The 16,863-nt window shown below is 54.1% G+C and carries 17 protein-coding genes; 7 read left to right on the top strand and 10 right to left on the bottom strand.

Features of this window, described 5'->3' with window-relative positions:
- Positions 1-75: 75 nt before the first annotated feature.
- A complete protein-coding gene (gene zwf / locus OGX81_RS19105; RefSeq protein WP_012132010.1) occupies positions 76-1,551 on the bottom strand; it encodes a glucose-6-phosphate dehydrogenase in 1,476 nt (491 codons plus the stop codon).
- Positions 1,552-1,908: 357 nt separating this feature from the next.
- On the opposite strand from zwf, the gene hexR reads away from it, so the two are divergent.
- Both hexR and pyk read left to right on the top strand, forming a co-directional pair.
- A complete protein-coding gene (hexR, locus tag OGX81_RS19100; RefSeq protein ID WP_012132008.1) occupies positions 1,909-2,778 on the top strand; it encodes a DNA-binding transcriptional regulator HexR in 870 nt (289 codons plus the stop codon).
- Between the two features lie 123 nt (positions 2,779-2,901).
- Complete coding sequence (gene pyk, locus OGX81_RS19095; RefSeq protein WP_012132007.1) at positions 2,902-4,344, top strand: pyruvate kinase; 1,443 nt, start codon at positions 2,902-2,904, stop codon at positions 4,342-4,344.
- Positions 4,345-4,428: 84 nt separating this feature from the next.
- On the opposite strand, the gene lpxM is transcribed toward pyk, so the two are convergent.
- The 3 genes from lpxM to znuA all read right to left on the bottom strand — a co-directional run bounded on the left by lpxM (position 4,429) and on the right by znuA (position 7,799).
- Positions 4,429-5,400, bottom strand: a complete 972-nt coding sequence (gene lpxM, locus OGX81_RS19090; protein WP_058669451.1) for a lauroyl-Kdo(2)-lipid IV(A) myristoyltransferase — start codon at positions 5,398-5,400, stop codon at positions 4,429-4,431.
- Positions 5,401-5,519: 119 nt separating this feature from the next.
- Positions 5,520-6,839 (bottom strand): murein DD-endopeptidase MepM, encoded by a 1,320-nt coding sequence (gene mepM / locus OGX81_RS19085; RefSeq protein ID WP_024130255.1) that lies wholly within the window; start codon positions 6,837-6,839, stop codon positions 5,520-5,522.
- Positions 6,840-6,854: 15 nt separating this feature from the next.
- A complete protein-coding gene (gene znuA / locus OGX81_RS19080; protein ID WP_047463184.1) occupies positions 6,855-7,799 on the bottom strand; it encodes a zinc ABC transporter substrate-binding protein ZnuA in 945 nt (314 codons plus the stop codon).
- Between the two features lie 78 nt (positions 7,800-7,877).
- Here znuA and znuC point away from each other — a divergent pair, with 78 nt between their 5' ends.
- Positions 7,878-8,633, top strand: coding sequence for a zinc ABC transporter ATP-binding protein ZnuC (znuC, locus tag OGX81_RS19075; protein ID WP_012132002.1), 756 nt, complete (start codon positions 7,878-7,880; stop codon positions 8,631-8,633).
- Positions 8,630-9,415, top strand: a complete 786-nt coding sequence (gene znuB / locus OGX81_RS19070; RefSeq protein WP_012132001.1) for a zinc ABC transporter permease subunit ZnuB — start codon at positions 8,630-8,632, stop codon at positions 9,413-9,415. The genes znuC and znuB overlap by 4 nt, the downstream gene beginning before the upstream one ends.
- Before the next feature lie 86 nt (positions 9,416-9,501).
- Here znuB and ruvB read toward each other — a convergent pair whose 3' ends face one another.
- The 6 genes from ruvB to aspS all read right to left on the bottom strand — a co-directional run bounded on the left by ruvB (position 9,502) and on the right by aspS (position 14,758).
- Positions 9,502-10,512, bottom strand: coding sequence for a Holliday junction branch migration DNA helicase RuvB (gene ruvB, locus OGX81_RS19065; protein ID WP_012131998.1), 1,011 nt, complete (start codon positions 10,510-10,512; stop codon positions 9,502-9,504).
- Between the two features lie 8 nt (positions 10,513-10,520).
- On the bottom strand, positions 10,521-11,132 hold the full coding sequence (gene ruvA / locus OGX81_RS19060) for a Holliday junction branch migration protein RuvA (protein ID WP_104868542.1): 612 nt from the start codon (positions 11,130-11,132) through the stop codon (positions 10,521-10,523).
- A gap of 80 nt (positions 11,133-11,212) precedes the next feature.
- Positions 11,213-11,734 (bottom strand): crossover junction endodeoxyribonuclease RuvC, encoded by a 522-nt coding sequence (gene ruvC / locus OGX81_RS19055; protein ID WP_012131995.1) that lies wholly within the window; start codon positions 11,732-11,734, stop codon positions 11,213-11,215.
- A gap of 37 nt (positions 11,735-11,771) precedes the next feature.
- Positions 11,772-12,512 carry a YebC/PmpR family DNA-binding transcriptional regulator gene (locus OGX81_RS19050; protein WP_012131994.1) on the bottom strand — a complete coding sequence of 247 codons (741 nt, stop codon included), beginning with the start codon at positions 12,510-12,512 and terminating at the stop codon, positions 11,772-11,774.
- Between the two features lie 28 nt (positions 12,513-12,540).
- Entirely contained in the window at positions 12,541-12,984 is a 444-nt protein-coding gene (gene nudB / locus OGX81_RS19045) for a dihydroneopterin triphosphate diphosphatase (RefSeq protein ID WP_110123734.1), read from the bottom strand.
- A gap of 1 nt (position 12,985) precedes the next feature.
- Positions 12,986-14,758: an aspartate--tRNA ligase gene (aspS, locus tag OGX81_RS19040; RefSeq protein ID WP_104868541.1), complete on the bottom strand. Its 1,773-nt coding sequence runs from the start codon at positions 14,756-14,758 to the stop codon at positions 12,986-12,988.
- Positions 14,759-15,023: 265 nt separating this feature from the next.
- Here aspS and OGX81_RS19035 point away from each other — a divergent pair, with 265 nt between their 5' ends.
- Genes OGX81_RS19035 through OGX81_RS19025 form a run of 3 tightly spaced genes read left to right on the top strand, consistent with a single transcriptional unit; the run spans position 15,024 to position 16,852 of the window.
- Positions 15,024-15,590 carry a hydrolase gene (locus OGX81_RS19035; protein WP_104868540.1) on the top strand — a complete coding sequence of 189 codons (567 nt, stop codon included), beginning with the start codon at positions 15,024-15,026 and terminating at the stop codon, positions 15,588-15,590.
- Positions 15,587-16,405 carry a DUF72 domain-containing protein gene (locus OGX81_RS19030; RefSeq protein ID WP_071258720.1) on the top strand — a complete coding sequence of 273 codons (819 nt, stop codon included), beginning with the start codon at positions 15,587-15,589 and terminating at the stop codon, positions 16,403-16,405. The genes OGX81_RS19035 and OGX81_RS19030 overlap by 4 nt, the downstream gene beginning before the upstream one ends.
- Before the next feature lie 51 nt (positions 16,406-16,456).
- On the top strand, positions 16,457-16,852 hold the full coding sequence (locus tag OGX81_RS19025; protein WP_012131989.1) for an MAPEG family protein: 396 nt from the start codon (positions 16,457-16,459) through the stop codon (positions 16,850-16,852).
- Positions 16,853-16,863 lie beyond the last annotated feature (11 nt).

The following is a 16,863-nucleotide window of genomic DNA, read 5'->3' as shown; positions in this document are numbered from 1 at the left end:
AAGTGCAAAAATTGTTCTACAATCTGTGTTAGATCATGTTACCGGTAAAATAACACCTATGGGCTAGATGGAATTTTACTCAAACTCATTCCAGGAACGGCCATCACGGGTGATCATCGCCACCGAAGCGACCGGCCCCCAGGTCCCCGCCTGATACGGTTTTGGCGCATCATTATCCATTTCCCAGGCTTCAGTGATGGAGTCCACCCACTTCCAGGCCTCTTCAACTTCATCACGACGTACGAACAGCGCCTGAATACCGCGCATGGTTTCCAGCAACAGACGCTCGTAAGCATCCGCCAGATGCGTTTGATTGAAGGTTTCGGAGTAGCTCAAATCCAGCTTGGTGATCTGCAAATTGTGCTTGTGATCCAGACCCGGCACTTTGTTAAGCACCTGGATGTCCACACCTTCATCAGGTTGCAGACGGATGGTCAGCTTGTTCTGCGGCAGATCCTGCCAGGATTCTTTGAACAGGTTCAGCTCAGGCGTCTTGAAGTAGACAACAACCTCAGAGCATTTGGTCGGCAGACGTTTACCGGTGCGCAGGTAGAACGGTACGCCCGCCCAGCGCCAGTTGTCGATGTCCACGCGAATCGCCACAAAGGTCTCTGTGTTGCTGCTCTTGTTCGCTCCCTCTTCTTCGAGGTAGCCCGGCACTTTTTTGCCCTGAGCAAAACCGGTGGTGTATTGCCCGCGAACCGTTTTCTCGCGCACGTTCGAGCGATCGATGCGGCGCAGCGACTTCAGCACTTTCACTTTCTCATCGCGAATGCTGTCGGCCGTCAGATCGGACGGCGGCGACATCGCAATCATGCACAGAATTTGCAGCAGGTGGTTCTGGATCATGTCGCGCATCTGGCCCGCCTGGTCGAAGTAGCCCCAGCGACCTTCAATACCCACCTCTTCCGCAACGGTAATTTCCACATGATCAATCGTGCGGTTATCCCAGTTATTCACGAACAGCGAGTTGGCAAAACGCAGCGCCAGCAGGTTAAGAACGGTCTCTTTACCCAGATAGTGGTCGATACGATAAACCTGGCACTCTTCAAAGTACTCGCCTACCTGATCGTTGATTTCACGCGAGGTCGCCAGCGAGGTGCCCAGCGGTTTTTCCATTACCACGCGAGCCGGTTTAGCGTTCAGCTTCGCTTCACCCAGACCTTTACAGATGGCGCCAAAGGTGCTCGGCGGCATCGCAAAATAGTTAATGGTGGTGCGCGATTTTTGATCCAGCATGGCTCCCAGGCGACCGAACGCCTCAGTGTCGTTAACGTCCAGATTGCAAAAATCCAGACGGCCGCTCAGGGTATCCCACAAGCCTTCATCAATCTTTTCTTTCATGAAGGTTTCGAGCGCTTCGCGAACCACTTTGGTATAGGCATCTTTGTCCCAGTCCGCGCGACCCACCCCGATAATACGGGTATCCGGGTTAATCTGACCGGCTTTCTCCAGTTGATACAGGGAAGGCAGCAATTTTCGGCGCGCCAGGTCGCCTTTCGCGCCGAAAATGACCAGGTCACATGCCTGGGCTGTTTGCGTTACCGCCATGTCATTCTCCTCAGTTAAATATCCCGGTGCTTTTGCCAGGGTATAGTTGTAATTTTATTACAATGCACTGTACTGCTTTTACGTGAATCCCGAAACTGTAAACGCTTATCCACCCGTGCGATTCGGGCGATCTTCGGTTTTCCCGCGGTAAATAGCCGTAAAACAGATAAAAAAATTGTCGTTTTCGTACATGTAACAGACAGCTAAAATCAGACACCGATCATGTAATGAAAAAAAACAACAACTATTCTATCCATTTTGCCCCCTTCCCGGATGCTCAGGGGTAATATCTAACAAAATCGCATCTCGATTTCCCACATCATTGAAATCGTTATTAACTGTGAGCTTTTCTACATCATGAATATGCTAGAAAAAATCCAGTCTCAACTGGAACATTTGAGCAAGTCAGAACGTAAAGTAGCCGATGTTATCGTTGCCTCCCCCGACCGCGCGATTCATTCAAGTATTGCTACGCTGGCCCAGGAAGCGAACGTCAGTGAGCCTACCGTGAACCGTTTTTGCCGCAGCATGGATACGCGCGGCTTCCCTGATTTTAAACTGCATCTGGCACAAAGTCTGGCGAATGGTACCCCTTATGTTAATCGCAATGTGGATGAAGATGACAGCGTTGAGTCCTATACGGGGAAAATCTTCGAGTCTGCGATGGCCAGTCTGGACCACGTTCGCCAGTCGCTGGATAAATCTGCGATAAACCGTGCCGTCGATTTGCTCACCCAGGCGAAGAAAATCGCCTTTTTTGGCCTGGGTTCCTCTGCGGCCGTGGCGCACGACGCCATGAACAAGTTTTTTCGCTTCAACGTGCCGGTGATCTACTCCGACGACATTGTCCTGCAACGTATGAGTTGTATGAATTGTAGCGATGATGACGTGGTCGTGCTCATTTCCCACACCGGCCGAACCAAAAGTCTGGTGGAACTGGCGCAGCTGGCGCGCGAAAACGATGCGATGGTGATTGCGCTAACCTCTGCCGGAACGCCGCTGGCACGAGAAGCAACGCTGGCAATTACCCTTGATGTGCCGGAAGATACTGACATTTATATGCCCATGATCTCTCGACTTGCTCAACTGACCGTGATAGATGTGCTGGCAACAGGATTTACTTTGCGTCGTGGGGCAAAATTCAGAGATAACTTGAAGCGTGTCAAGGAAGCGCTCAAGGAATCGCGTTTTGATAAAGAATTACTCATCAAGAGTAATGACAGCTAAAAGCAATAACAATGTTCTATCCTTTTCGTCATTCGGATACGTTCATTTTTAACCGTTAAGGTCTCAGAACGACCGGATCAATGTTCACGCAACACCAAGTTGTTTCAGTCAACGGAGTATTACATGTCCAGAAGGCTTCGCAGAACCAAAATCGTTACCACGTTAGGCCCGGCAACTGACCGCGATAACAACCTTGAAAAGATTATCGCTGCTGGCGCGAACGTCGTACGTATGAACTTCTCTCACGGCACGCCGGAAGATCACAAAGTGCGCGCGGATAAAGTTCGTGAGATTGCCGCCAAACTGGGGCGTCATGTGGCGATTCTGGGTGACCTCCAGGGGCCAAAAATTCGTGTATCCACCTTTAAAGAAGGCAAAGTTTTCCTCAATATCGGCGATAAATTCCTTCTTGATGCCAACCTGGGCAAAGGCGAAGGCGACAAAGATAAAGTCGGTATTGATTATAAAGGTCTGCCTGCTGACGTCGTGCCTGGCGACATCCTGCTGCTTGATGATGGTCGCGTACAGCTAAAAGTGCTGGAAGTTCAGGGCATGAAAGTCTTCACCGAAGTGACCGTCGGCGGCCCGCTCTCTAACAATAAAGGGATCAACAAGCTGGGCGGCGGTCTCTCCGCCGAAGCGCTGACCGAGAAAGATAAAGCGGATATCGTTACCGCAGCGCAGATCGGCGTGGATTATCTGGCGGTCTCCTTCCCGCGCTGCGGCGAAGATCTGAATTATGCGCGTCGCCTGGCGCGCGATGCAGGTTGCGACGCCAAAATCGTCGCGAAAGTAGAGCGCGCGGAAGCCGTCTGCGACCAGAACGCAATGGACGACATTATTCTTGCATCAGACGTGGTGATGGTTGCGCGTGGCGACCTCGGCGTTGAGATTGGCGATCCTGAACTGGTCGGGATTCAAAAAGCGCTGATTCGCCGCGCTCGTCAGTTGAATCGTGCGGTGATTACCGCCACGCAGATGATGGAATCGATGATCACCAACCCAATGCCGACCCGCGCGGAAGTGATGGACGTGGCGAACGCCGTGCTGGACGGCACCGACGCCGTCATGCTGTCGGCGGAAACGGCGGCAGGACAATACCCGGCAGAAACCGTTGCGGCAATGGCGCGCGTTTGCCTGGGCGCAGAAAAGATCCCGAGCATCAATGTCTCTAAACACCGTCTGGATGTCCAGTTCGACAACGTTGAAGAAGCGATCGCAATGTCCGCCATGTATGCGGCGAACCACCTGAAAGGGGTAACGGCAATTATCTCCATGACCGAATCCGGTCGTACGGCGCTGATGACTTCGCGTATCAGTTCCGGCCTGCCGATTTTCGCCATGTCCCGCCATGAACGCACGCTCAACCTGACCTCTCTTTACCGTGGCGTTACGCCGGTTCACTTTGACAGCGCGGCGGACGGCGTTGTTGCGGCAAGCGAAGCGGTTAACCTGCTGCGCGATAAAGGCTATCTGGTTTCGGGCGATCTGGTTATCGTGACCCAGGGCGACGTGATGAGCACCATCGGCTCCACCAATACCACGCGTATCCTGACCGTCGAGTAATCGTTGGTGATGAGCCTGATGGCGCTTCGCTTATCAGGCTTACAGGCCGGGTAACAAAAAAGCCTCTCTGACGAGAGGCTTTTTTTATTTGATGGGATACCACTCTTTGCGCTTATACGGCTGAATTTCACCCGGTTTGCGGGTCTTGAGCAGTTTCAGAATCCAGGTATATTGCTCAGGATGCGGTCTGACAAAAATCTCCACCTCTTCATTCATCCGTCTGGCGATAGTGTGGTCATCCGCAGTCAGAAGATCGTCCATCGGCGGTCGCACCAGGATGGTCAGACGGTGCGTTTTACCATCATAAACCGGGAAAAGCGGCACCACGCGAGCACGACACACCTTCATTAACCGGCCAATGGCTGGCAGCGTCGCTTTGTAGGTTGCGAAGAAATCAACAAACTCACTGTGTTCCGGGCCATGATCCTGATCCGGCAGATAGTATCCCCAGTAGCCCTGACGGACAGACTGGATAAACGGCTTGATGCCATCATTTCGCGCATGCAGACGGCCGCCAAAACGACGACGGACCGTGTTCCAGACATAGTCAAATACCGGGTTGCCCTGGTTATGGAACATCGCCGCCATTTTCTGCCCCTGGGACGCCATCAGCATCGCGGGAATATCCACGCCCCACCCGTGCGGCACCAGAAAGATCACCTTTTCATTATTCCGCCGCAGCTCATCAATGATCTCCAGCCCCTGCCAGTCAACGCGCTTTTGCAGTTTTTCAGGCCCACGAATTGCCAGCTCAGCCATCATGGTCATCGCCTGTGGCGCGGTCGCAAACATTCTGTCGACGATAGCTTCACGCTCTGCTTCGCTGTACTCAGGAAAACACAGAGATAAGTTGATCAGCGCGCGACGCCGGGCGCTTTTCCCCAGACGTCCGGCAAAACGTCCCAGCTTCGCCAGTAAAGGATCGCGAAACGACGCGGGCGTTAATGCAATACCCGCCATTGCGGCCACGCCCAGCCAGGCACCCCAATAGCGTGGATGACGAAAAGATTTCTCAAACTCAGGGATGTACTCAATGTTATTTTTTTTCGTTTCCATGCTTTTCCAGTGTTTGATGCCACGAAAAGTAAATCTGTTGATAGTGTAGCGGCGCGCTGTGCGCCACACAAAATAAAAAAGCCGGTACGCATCGCGTACCGGCTCTATAAGCGTATTTATTAATCGAAGCGCAACTGCGGCAGGACTTCTTTAACCTGCGCCAGATAAGCACGGCGGTCAGAACCTGTCAGCCCTTCGGTACGCGGCAGTTTTGCCGTCAGCGGGTTAACAGCCTGCTGGTTAATCCAGACTTCATAGTGCAGATGCGGCCCGGTAGAACGTCCGGTATTGCCTGACAGCGCGATACGATCGCCACGTTTCACTTTCTGCCCAGGTTTCACCAGCAGCTTACGCAGGTGCATATAACGCGTGGTGTAAGTACGGCCGTGACGGATAGCGACATAATAACCTGCCGCGCCGCTGCGTTTCGCTACCACGACCTCGCCGTCACCAACCGATAGCACGGGCGTACCTTGCGGCATCGCAAAATCGACGCCTTTATGCGGCGCAACGCGACCGGTCACCGGGTTCAGACGACGCGGATTAAAGTTTGACGAAATGCGGAACTGCTTCGCCGTCGGGAAGCGCAGGAATCCTTTCGCAAGCCCTGTGCCGTTTCGGTCATAGAACTTACCGTCTTCCGCGCGAATCGCGTAATAATCTTTTCCATCTGAACGCAGACGCACGCCCAGAAGCTGGCTCTGTTCACGTTTGCCATCCAGCATTTCACGCGACATCAACACAGAGAATTCATCGCCTTTTTTCAGCTTACGGAAGTCCATCTGCCACTGCATCGCTTTAATGACGGCGCTGACTTCTGCGCTGGTCAAACCGGCGTCTTTCGCACTGGCGACAAAGCTTCCGCCAACTGTGCCTTTCATCAGGCTATTGACCCAGTCGCCCTGCTGCATTTCGCTGCTCATTTTGAAACCCGTTCCGCTACGATCGTATGTACGCGTTTCGCGGCGTGAGACTTCCCAGGTCAGGCGTTGCAAATCGCCGTCCGGCGTCAACGTCCAGGAGATCTGCTGGCCGATTTTCAGATTACGGAGTTCCTTATCCGCAGCGGCCAGTCGGCTGATATCGCCCATATCAATGCCATACTGATTCAAAATGCTGCTCAGCGTATCGCCGGTGGAGACAACATATTCATGCACGCCCACTTCGCCAGACGTTTTGTCGTCCAGCTCATCCTGTGGGATCGCTTCATCTTCCTGCGCCGCCTGATCAATCGGTTCGCTGGCCTCAGGCAGCAGCGAACGAATTTCACTCTTTTCCAGTTCGATGGTTTTGACGATGGGCGCAGAGTCAGGGTGGTAAACGTAAGGCCGCCATACCGCGACGGCCAGTGTCAGAACAGTAAGCGACCCCAGCATAACGCGGTGGGGTCGGGGCAGATTATTAAATGCCAGGGCGACAGAGCGGGCTATCTGTTGCACGTATTCACTTCCTCATTAATCTCCTTTCAGGCAGCTCGCATACTGGTTGGCTAATTGATTCAGAAACGCTGAATAGCTTGTTTTACCCAGTTTAATGTTCGTTCCGAGGGGATCCAACGTTCCCATTCGAACGGATGTCCCTCTCGCAACGGCTTCAACGACCGCTGGCCTGAACTGTGGCTCAGCAAAAACGCAGGTTGCTTTTTGCTCAACCAACTGTGTTCTTATTTCATGTAAACGCTGCGCACCAGGTTGAATCTCAGGGTTCACGGTAAAGTGACCAAGCGGAGTTAGCCCATAATGTTTTTCGTAGTAGCCGTAGGCGTCATGAAAAACGAAGTACCCTTTCCCCTTGAGCGGTGCGAGCTCGTTACCTACCTGCTTATCGGTTGCGGCTAATTGTGCCTCAAAATCCTTCAGGTTGGCGTCAAGTTTGGCTCGACTTTGCGGCATAAGTTCCACTAATTTTTCATGGATTGCAACCGCTGAAGCCCGCGCTATCTCTGGGGAAAGCCAAAGATGCATGTTGTAATCACCATGATGGTGATGTGCGTCACCTTTTTCACCGTGCGCATGCCCGTGATCGTGATCGTCATCGTCATCATCAGCGCCTTTCATGAGTAACGGTTTCACATCGGCGAGCTGCGCAATCGTTACCTGTTTTCCGTCAGGAATGTTCTTTACTGACTTTTCCATGAACGCTTCCATCTCAGGACCGATCCAGACAACTAAGTCCGCGCCCTGTAAGCGTTTTACGTCAGACGGACGCAGTGAATAATCATGCTCAGACGCCCCATCCGGCAATAAAACCTGGGTGTCCGTGACGCCATCGGCAATGGCGGAAGCGATGAAACCTAAGGGCTTGAGAGAGGCTACAACGGCGGCATTTGCGGCCTGTGTTGCACCACCCCACAGCGCAGCGGATAATGCTGCGAAAAGAAGCGTATTTTTATGTAACATAATGCGACTAATCATCGTAATGAATGTGAGAGATGTGATATTATAACATTCTATGACTTCTGCAAGCCTAAAATTGACATGACGACTTTGGTTTCACTGGAAAATGTTTCGGTCTCTTTCGGTCAACGCCGCGTCCTTTCTGACGTGTCGCTTGAACTCAGACCAGGAAAAATTTTGACGCTTCTCGGCCCAAACGGTGCCGGGAAGTCTACGCTGGTACGCGTAGTATTAGGGCTGGTAGCGCCTGATGAAGGGCTGATCAAGCGCAACGGGCAGTTGCGTATTGGCTACGTCCCGCAAAAACTGTATCTCGACACCACGCTGCCGCTGACGGTAAGCCGCTTTTTACGCTTACGCCCCGGTACGCAAAAAACCGACATTCTTCCGGCCCTGAAACGCGTTCAGGCCGGACACCTCATTGACGCCCCCATGCAAAAGCTGTCCGGCGGTGAAACCCAGCGCGTTTTGTTAGCCCGCGCGCTGCTGAATCAACCACAGCTGCTGGTACTGGATGAGCCGACTCAGGGCGTGGATGTCAATGGTCAGGTCGCCCTGTACGATCTCATTGACCAGCTGCGGCGCGAGCTGGATTGCGCGGTGCTGATGGTCTCGCACGACCTGCATCTGGTGATGGCGAAAACGGATGAGGTGCTGTGTCTGAATCACCATATCTGTTGCTCCGGCACCCCTGAAATCGTTTCCATGCATCCTGAATTCATCTCTATGTTCGGGCCGCGCGGCGCAGAACAGTTGGGGATTTACCGTCATCATCATAATCATCGCCACGATTTACAAGGTCGTATCGTACTGCGCCGGGGAAATGGACACTCATGATTGAACTGTTATTGCCTGGCTGGTTAGCCGGGATCATGCTGGCCTGCGCCGCTGGCCCGCTGGGCTCGTTCGTGGTCTGGCGTCGGATGTCCTATTTTGGCGATACGCTGGCGCACGCCTCGCTGCTGGGAGTCGCTTTTGGGTTGCTGCTGGACATCAACCCGTTCTATGCGGTGATCGCCGTTACGCTGATGCTGGCAGCCGGTCTGGTGTGGCTGGAGAAACGCCCTCACCTCGCTATCGACACGCTTCTCGGCATTATGGCGCACAGTGCCCTGTCGTTAGGTCTTGTGGTCGTCAGCCTGATGTCCAACATTCGCGTGGACTTGATGGCTTATCTGTTTGGCGACCTGCTGGCCGTGACGCCGGAAGACCTGATTTTCATCGCCATCGGCGTGGTTATCGTGCTGGCGATCCTCTTCTGGCAGTGGCGTAATCTGCTGTCGATGACCATTAGCCCGGATCTGGCTTTTGTCGATGGCGTGAAGTTACAGCGCGTTAAGCTCCTGCTGATGCTGGTCACCGCATTGACTATCGGCGTGGCGATGAAGTTCGTTGGCGCGTTGATCATCACCTCATTGCTGATTATTCCTGCCGCCACGGCGCGTCGCTTTGCCCGCACCCCGGAGCAGATGGCGGGTGTCGCAGTAGGAATGGGTATGATAGCGGTTACAGGCGGTCTGACATTTTCTGCGTTTTACGACACGCCGGCAGGCCCGTCAGTGGTGCTGTGTGCCGCGCTGCTGTTTATTTTCAGTATGATGAAGAAGCAGGCGAGCTAAGCGTGTGTTTCCCGGTGGCGCTCCGCTTACCGGGCCTACGGCAGGCCGGATAAGGCGCAGCCGCCATCCGGCCTAACGCACATAAGTTAAGGCATTTCCGGCGGCGTTATTCCAAAATGATTCCACGCCCGCACCGTCGCCATTCGCCCGCGCGGGGTTCGTTGCAAAAAGCCCTGCTGAATCAAATACGGTTCCAGTACGTCCTCAATCGTTTCACGCTCTTCGCCAATGGCTGCGGCCAGGTTATCGAGACCGACGGGGCCGCCAAAGAATTTATCGATTACGGCCAGCAACAGTTTGCGGTCCATATAGTCAAACCCTTCCGCATCGACATTCAGCATATCCAGCGCCTGAGCGGCGATATCCGCAGAGATGGCGCCGTTATGTTTCACTTCGGCAAAATCACGTACGCGACGCAACAGGCGGTTGGCGATACGCGGCGTACCGCGAGCGCGCCGGGCAACCTCCAGCGCACCTTCATCACTCATTTCCAGCCCCATAAACCGCGCGCTGCGCCCGACGATGTGTTGCAGGTCAGGCACCTGATAAAACTCCAGCCGCTGAACAATACCGAAACGGTCACGCAGCGGCGACGTCAATGACCCGGCTCGCGTGGTGGCGCCAATCAGCGTAAAAGGCGGCAGATCGATTTTTATCGAACGCGCAGCAGGCCCTTCGCCAATCATGATGTCCAGCTGATAATCTTCCATCGCCGGATACAACACCTCTTCCACCACCGGTGATAAACGGTGGATCTCATCGATAAACAGCACATCATGAGGTTCAAGGTTGGTCAGCATCGCCGCCAGATCGCCCGCCTTTTCCAGCACCGGGCCAGACGTGGTGCGCAGGTTCACGCCCATTTCATTGGCGACAATATTAGCCAGCGTCGTTTTCCCCAGCCCCGGCGGGCCAAAGATCAGCAGGTGATCGAGCGCGTCGCCGCGCAGCTTTGCCGCCTGGATAAAGATCTCCATTTGCGAACGCACCTGAGGCTGACCAATGTACTCTTCCAGCAACTTCGGGCGAATGGCGCGATCGGCAACCTCTTCCACCTGGGTTCCACCTGCTGAAATCAGGCGATCTGCTTCTATCATCCTTTACCTCATAACGCGGCGCGGAGTGCTTCGCGAATCAATGTTTCACTGCTGGCGTCAGGGCGGGCAATTTTGCTCACCATGCGGCTGGCTTCCTGTGGTTTATAGCCCAGCGCCACCAGCGCAGCAACCGCTTCTTGCTCCGCATCATCCGTTACCGGACTTGCCGGAGAGGTTAGCACCAGGTCGGCGGCCGGCGTAAAGAGGTCACCGTGCAGGCCTTTGAAGCGATCTTTCATTTCAACGATCAGGCGTTCTGCGGTTTTCTTGCCAATACCCGGCAGTTTCACCAACGCGGCGGGCTCCTCGCGCTCAACGGCATTCACAAACTGCTGAGCCGACATCCCGGAGAGGATCGCCAGCGCGAGTTTCGGCCCGACGCCGTTCGTTTTGATCAGTTCTTTAAACAGGGTTCGCTCCTGTTTATTGTTAAACCCGTACAGCAATTGCGCATCTTCACGCACCACAAAATGGGTGAATACGGTCGCTTCTTTTCCAGATTCCGGGAGCTCATAAAAACAGGTCATCGGCATATGGACTTCATAGCCTACGCCACCCACCTCAAGTAATACCAGCGGGGGTTGTTTTTCCAGAATAATGCCTCTGAGTCTGCCTATCACATTGCGCTCCTGCGTTGGGGCCGAAAAAGTAAAGTGGTATCATAAAAAAAGGCTGGATAGATATCCAGCCTCATTTGTCATTATCGTAGCCGCCCACGCGCCAGATTGAGCCGCGAGTCACTCATTTGCATCGCGTTCTGGCTAACGTGGCAGTGGGTGATGGCGATAGCCAGCGCATCCGCCGCATCCGCCTGGGGATTTGCCGGGAGTTTCAACAACGTGCGCACCATGTGCTGTACCTGGCTTTTCTCCGCGCTGCCGATCCCGACAACGGTTTGCTTCACCTGACGGGCGGCATACTCAAACACCGGAAGATCCTGGTTTACCGCCGCGACAATCGCCACGCCGCGCGCCTGACCCAGCTTAAGTGCGGAGTCCGCGTTCTTCGCCATAAACACCTGTTCAATCGCGAAATAGTCCGGCTGGAACTGGGTGATGATTTCCGTCACGCCCGCATAAATCAGCTTCAGACGAGACGGTAAATCATCCACTTTCGTGCGGATACACCCGCTGCCCAGGTAAGTCAGTTGCCTGCCCACCTGACGAATCACGCCATAACCCGTGACGCGTGAACCCGGGTCAATACCGAGAATAATAGACATCACGCGCCTCCGATTAGAACGGAATTAAACCACGTCATTATAACGTAGCCGCAACCTCATCAGAGATCTCACCGTTATGGTAAACTTCCTGCACGTCGTCGCAGTCTTCCAGCATATCGATCAGACGCATCAGTTTCGGCGCGGTTTCCGCATCCATATCCGCTTTGGTGGACGGGATCATGGACACTTCAGCGTTGTCCGCTTTCAGACCCGCAGCTTCCAGCGCGTCGCGCACTTTGCCCATCTCTTCCCATGCGGTGTAGACGTCAATCGCGCCGTCATCAAAGGTCACAACGTCTTCCGCACCGGCTTCCAGCGCGGCTTCCATGATGGTGTCTTCGTCGCCCTGTTCGAAGGAGATCACCCCTTTTTTGCTGAACAGGTAAGCCACGGAACCGTCAGTACCCAGGTTGCCGCCGCATTTGCTGAAAGCGTGACGCACTTCCGCAACGGTACGGTTACGGTTGTCAGACAGGCACTCAACCATCACAGCCGTGCCGCCAGGACCGTAACCTTCATAGATGATGGTTTCCATGTTCGCATCATCATCGCCGCCGACGCCGCGCGCAATCGCACGATTCAGCGTATCGCGGGTCATGTTGTTCGACAGCGCTTTATCGACTGCCGCACGCAGACGCGGGTTAGCGTCCGGGTCACCGCCGCCCAGTTTGGCCGCCGTCACCAGCTCACGAATGATTTTGGTGAAAATTTTACCGCGTTTAGCATCCTGCGCTGCTTTACGGTGTCTGGTGTTGGCCCATTTACTATGACCTGCCATAAATAATATCTCCAAAAAGCGCGCCTTCTCAGGCGACGTTAATTACAAACTCTTCAATCGCCTGCCGGTTACTCCACGACTTGGTTAACTGCGCGGCTTCATCCGCATTAACCCAACGATAGGTCAGATGTTCGGTGAACACGATCTCTCGTTCAGAGGGAAGTGCCAGGCAAAACCAGGATTCAGTATTACGCTCAATTCCCGGCGCGTAGCGATGACGTAAATGTGAAAAAATCTCAAATTCCACCGTGCGCTGACAGTCAATTAAGGCCAGTTGCTCTGCTGCAACATCTATTGTGACCTCTTCCTTTACTTCGCGCATAGCGGCTTGCGACGCGGTTTCGCCCTCTTCCAGACTGCCAGTAACCGACTGCCAGAAATCAGGATCGTCGCGTCGCTGTAACATCAGCACTCTCCCGGTGTCCTTTGCATAAATCACGACTAACACCGAGACAGGCTGTTTGTATGCCATATCAGTTATTCTCGGCCTTCTTAACGACATCAATACCCAGCTCAGCCAGCGCTGCCGGGTTCGCGAAACTTGGCGCTTCGGTCATCAGACAGGCAGCGGCAGTCGTTTTCGGGAAGGCGATAACGTCACGGATATTGTCGGTGCCGGTCAGCAGCATAGTCAGACGATCCAGACCAAACGCCAGACCCGCATGCGGCGGCGTACCGTATTTCAGCGCATCCAACAGGAAGCCGAATTTCTCGCGCTGTTCCTGTTCATTAATACCCAGAATACCAAACACGGTCTGCTGCATGTCGCCACTGTGGATACGCACGGAACCACCACCGACTTCATAACCGTTAATCACCATATCATAGGCGTTAGCAACCGCGTTTTCCGGCGCGGCTTTCAGCTCGGCGGCGGTCAGGTCTTTTGGTGAGGTGAACGGATGGTGCATCGCCGTCAGGCCGCCTTCGCCGTCATCTTCAAACATCGGGAAGTCGATAACCCACAGCGGCGCCCATTTGGCTTCGTCGGTCAGGTTCAGATCTTTACCCACTTTCAGACGCAGCGCGCCCAGCGCATCGGCAACCACTTTTTTGTTGTCGGAGCCGAAGAAAATCATATCGCCGTCTTGCGCAGCGGTACGATCCAGAATCGCTTCGACAATCTCCGCATTCAGGAATTTCGCTACCGGGCTGTTGATGCCTTCCAGACCTTTCGCGCGTTCGGTGACTTTAATATAAGCTAGCCCTTTCGCGCCGTAGATCTTAATGAAATTGCCGTAGTCGTCGATCTGCTTACGGCTTAAGCTTGCGCCACCCGGCACGCGCAGGGCCGCTACGCGACCTTTCGGGTCGTTAGCCGGGCCGGCAAAGACGGCGAACTCTACAGATTTCAGCAGGTCGGCAACGTCCACCAGTTCCATCGGGTTACGCAGGTCCGGTTTATCGGAACCGTAACGGCGTTCGGCTTCGGCGAAGGTCATGATCGGGAAGTCGCCCAGATCCACGCCTTTCACTTCCTGCCACAGATGGCGTACCAGCGCTTCCATCACTTCACGCACCTGCGGCGCGGTCATGAAGGAGGTCTCGACGTCGATCTGGGTAAATTCAGGCTGACGGTCAGCACGTAAATCTTCATCACGGAAGCATTTCACGATCTGATAGTAGCGGTCAAAACCGGACATCATCAGCAGCTGTTTGAACAACTGCGGAGACTGCGGCAGCGCGTAGAATTTACCTTTATGGACGCGCGAAGGCACCAGGTAGTCACGCGCGCCTTCCGGCGTCGCTTTGGTCAACATCGGGGTTTCGATGTCGAGGAAGCCGTGGTCGTCCATAAAACGACGCACCAGGCTGGTGATTTTGGCACGGGTTTTCAGGCGTTGAGCCATTTCCGGGCGACGCAGATCCAGATAACGGTATTTCAGACGCGCTTCTTCGGTATTGACGTGATTAGAGTCAAGCGGCAGAGAATCTGCACGGTTGATGATCGTCAAATCGGACGCCAGCACTTCGATTTCGCCCGTCGCCATGTCGGCGTTGACGTTTTTCTCGTCACGCGCACGCACGGTGCCGGTCACCTGGATACAGAACTCATTACGCAGTTCAGAAGCCAGCTTTAACGCATCCGCACGATCCGGATCAAAGAAGACCTGTACGATACCTTCGCGGTCGCGCATATCGATAAAGATCAGGCTACCAAGATCACGACGACGGTTGACCCAACCACACAGAGTCACCTGCTGCCCCACGTGGGACAGACGTAGCTGTCCGCAATATTCTGTACGCATGAGATATCCCTTAACTTAGCCGCTGGCGGATTGTTGCCTGCTTTACAGGCGACGTTGTCGCAGCTTTAGCTGAATGTCACAACTGAATGAAAAAAGGCGGCTATTATACTGGAAATTCTGCCGCACGATAAGTCCGATACTGACTGTACGCGTGTTTGCTACGCGGTTATTGCGTATTCTCACAAAAATTAACAATATTTGTCGTCACTTTCCTTCGGGAACGCGCTTAAGGTGTAGCGGAATCATCTATTTTACAGGAGTCATCATGCTGGAACTGAACGCCGCAACCACTGCCCTGGTCGTTATTGATTTACAGGAAGGGATCTTACCTTTCGCTGGCGGCCCCCATGCGGCAAGCGATGTTGTCGCCCGCGCAGCGAAACTGGCCGCAAAATTTAGGGCAAACGGCTCGCCGGTGGTGATGGTTCGCGTCGGCTGGTCCGACGATTATGCCGACGCGTTAAAGCAACCCGTCGATGCCCGGGTGCCAGCCAACGCGCTGCCGGAAAACTGGTGGCGTTATCCGGCGGCGCTCGGTAAAGGCGACAGTGACCTGGAAGTCACCAAGCGTCAATGGGGCGCGTTCTATGGCACCGATCTTGAGTTACAATTACGCCGCCGGGGAGTCGACACCATCGTGCTGTGCGGCATCTCCACCAATATCGGCGTAGAATCCACCGCGCGTAACGCCTGGGAGCTGGGTTTTGGTCTGGTGATCGCCGAAGATGCCTGTAGCGCCGCCAGCACGGAACAGCATCAAAGCAGCATGACACATATTTTCCCGCGTATCGCCAGAGTGCGCAGCGTGGAGGAGATCCTTAACGCGTTATGATCTACATCGGATTACCACAATGGTCGCATCCTAAATGGGTGCGTCTGGGTATCACCAGTCTTGAAGAGTATGCCCGCCACTTTAACTGTGTGGAGGGCAACACCACCCTGTATGCGCTGCCGAAAGCAGAAATTGTCGAACGCTGGCATGCGCAAACAACGGACGATTTTCGCTTCTGCTTTAAGTTCCCCGCAACGATTTCGCATCAGGCCGCGCTGCGTAACTGCGACGATCTTGTGCAGGAATTTTTTACCCGCATGTCGCCGCTGGAGGCAAGAATTGGTCAGTACTGGCTGCAACTCCCCGCGACGTTTTCACCGCGCGACCTCCCTGCGCTCTGGCGCTTTCTTGACGCGTTGCCAAAGGCATTCACCTATGGCGTCGAAGTGCGCCATCCCGTGTTTTTCGCCAAAGGCGAGGAAGAACAACAGCTCAATCGCGGCCTGGTTGAACGCGGGGTGAATCGGGTGATCCTCGACAGCCGCCCGGTACACGCCGCGCATCCTCATAACCAGGCCATTCGCGAAGCGCAACGCAAAAAACCTAAAGTGCCGGTCCATGCCATCGTGACCGCGAAGCATCCGTTGATCAGGTTCATCGGCAGCGACAATATGGTGCAAAATCAGACATTTTTTGCCGACTGGCTGGCGAAACTCCCGCTGTGGGAAACGACCTCTACGCCGTATCTTTTTCTACACACGCCAGATATCGCGCAGGCTCCCGAGTTAGTGAATACATTATGGGGAGATTTACGCGCGGCCTTGCCCGGCATTGGAACCGCACCGTCTATTCCACAGCAATCTTCTCTTTTCTGAAATTGCCACCTATCATAGACAGTGCCATCAGGCATTTTAAAGGGAGTTTGTATGGTAAGCGCGCTATATACCGTATTAGGTGCGTTGTTGTTGATGAAGTTCTCTTTTGATGTTGTTCGACTAAGGATGCTGTATCGCGTTGCCTACGGCGACGGCGGTTTTAGCGAACTGCAAAGCGCCATCCGCATTCACGGTAATGCGGTGGAATATATTCCTATCGCTGTCGCGCTGCTGCTGTTTATGGAAATGAACGGCGCCGAAACATGGATGGTGCATATCTGCGGGATTATTTTAATCGCTGGTCGGCTGATGCATTATTACGGTTTCCACCACCGTCTGTTTCGCTGGCGGCGTTCCGGGATGAGTGCGACCTGGTGCGCCTTGTTGCTGATGGTGCTGGCGAATCTTTGGTATATGCCCTGGGAGTTGGTTTTCTCCTTGCATTAGCGCACAATACG

This window comes from Citrobacter sp. CK206 (genome assembly GCF_030333125.1).
GTDB lineage: Bacteria > Pseudomonadota > Gammaproteobacteria > Enterobacterales > Enterobacteriaceae > Citrobacter_B > Citrobacter_B koseri.
Note: the sequence above shows the minus strand (reverse complement) of the source record. Positions and strands in the feature narration are given on the sequence as shown.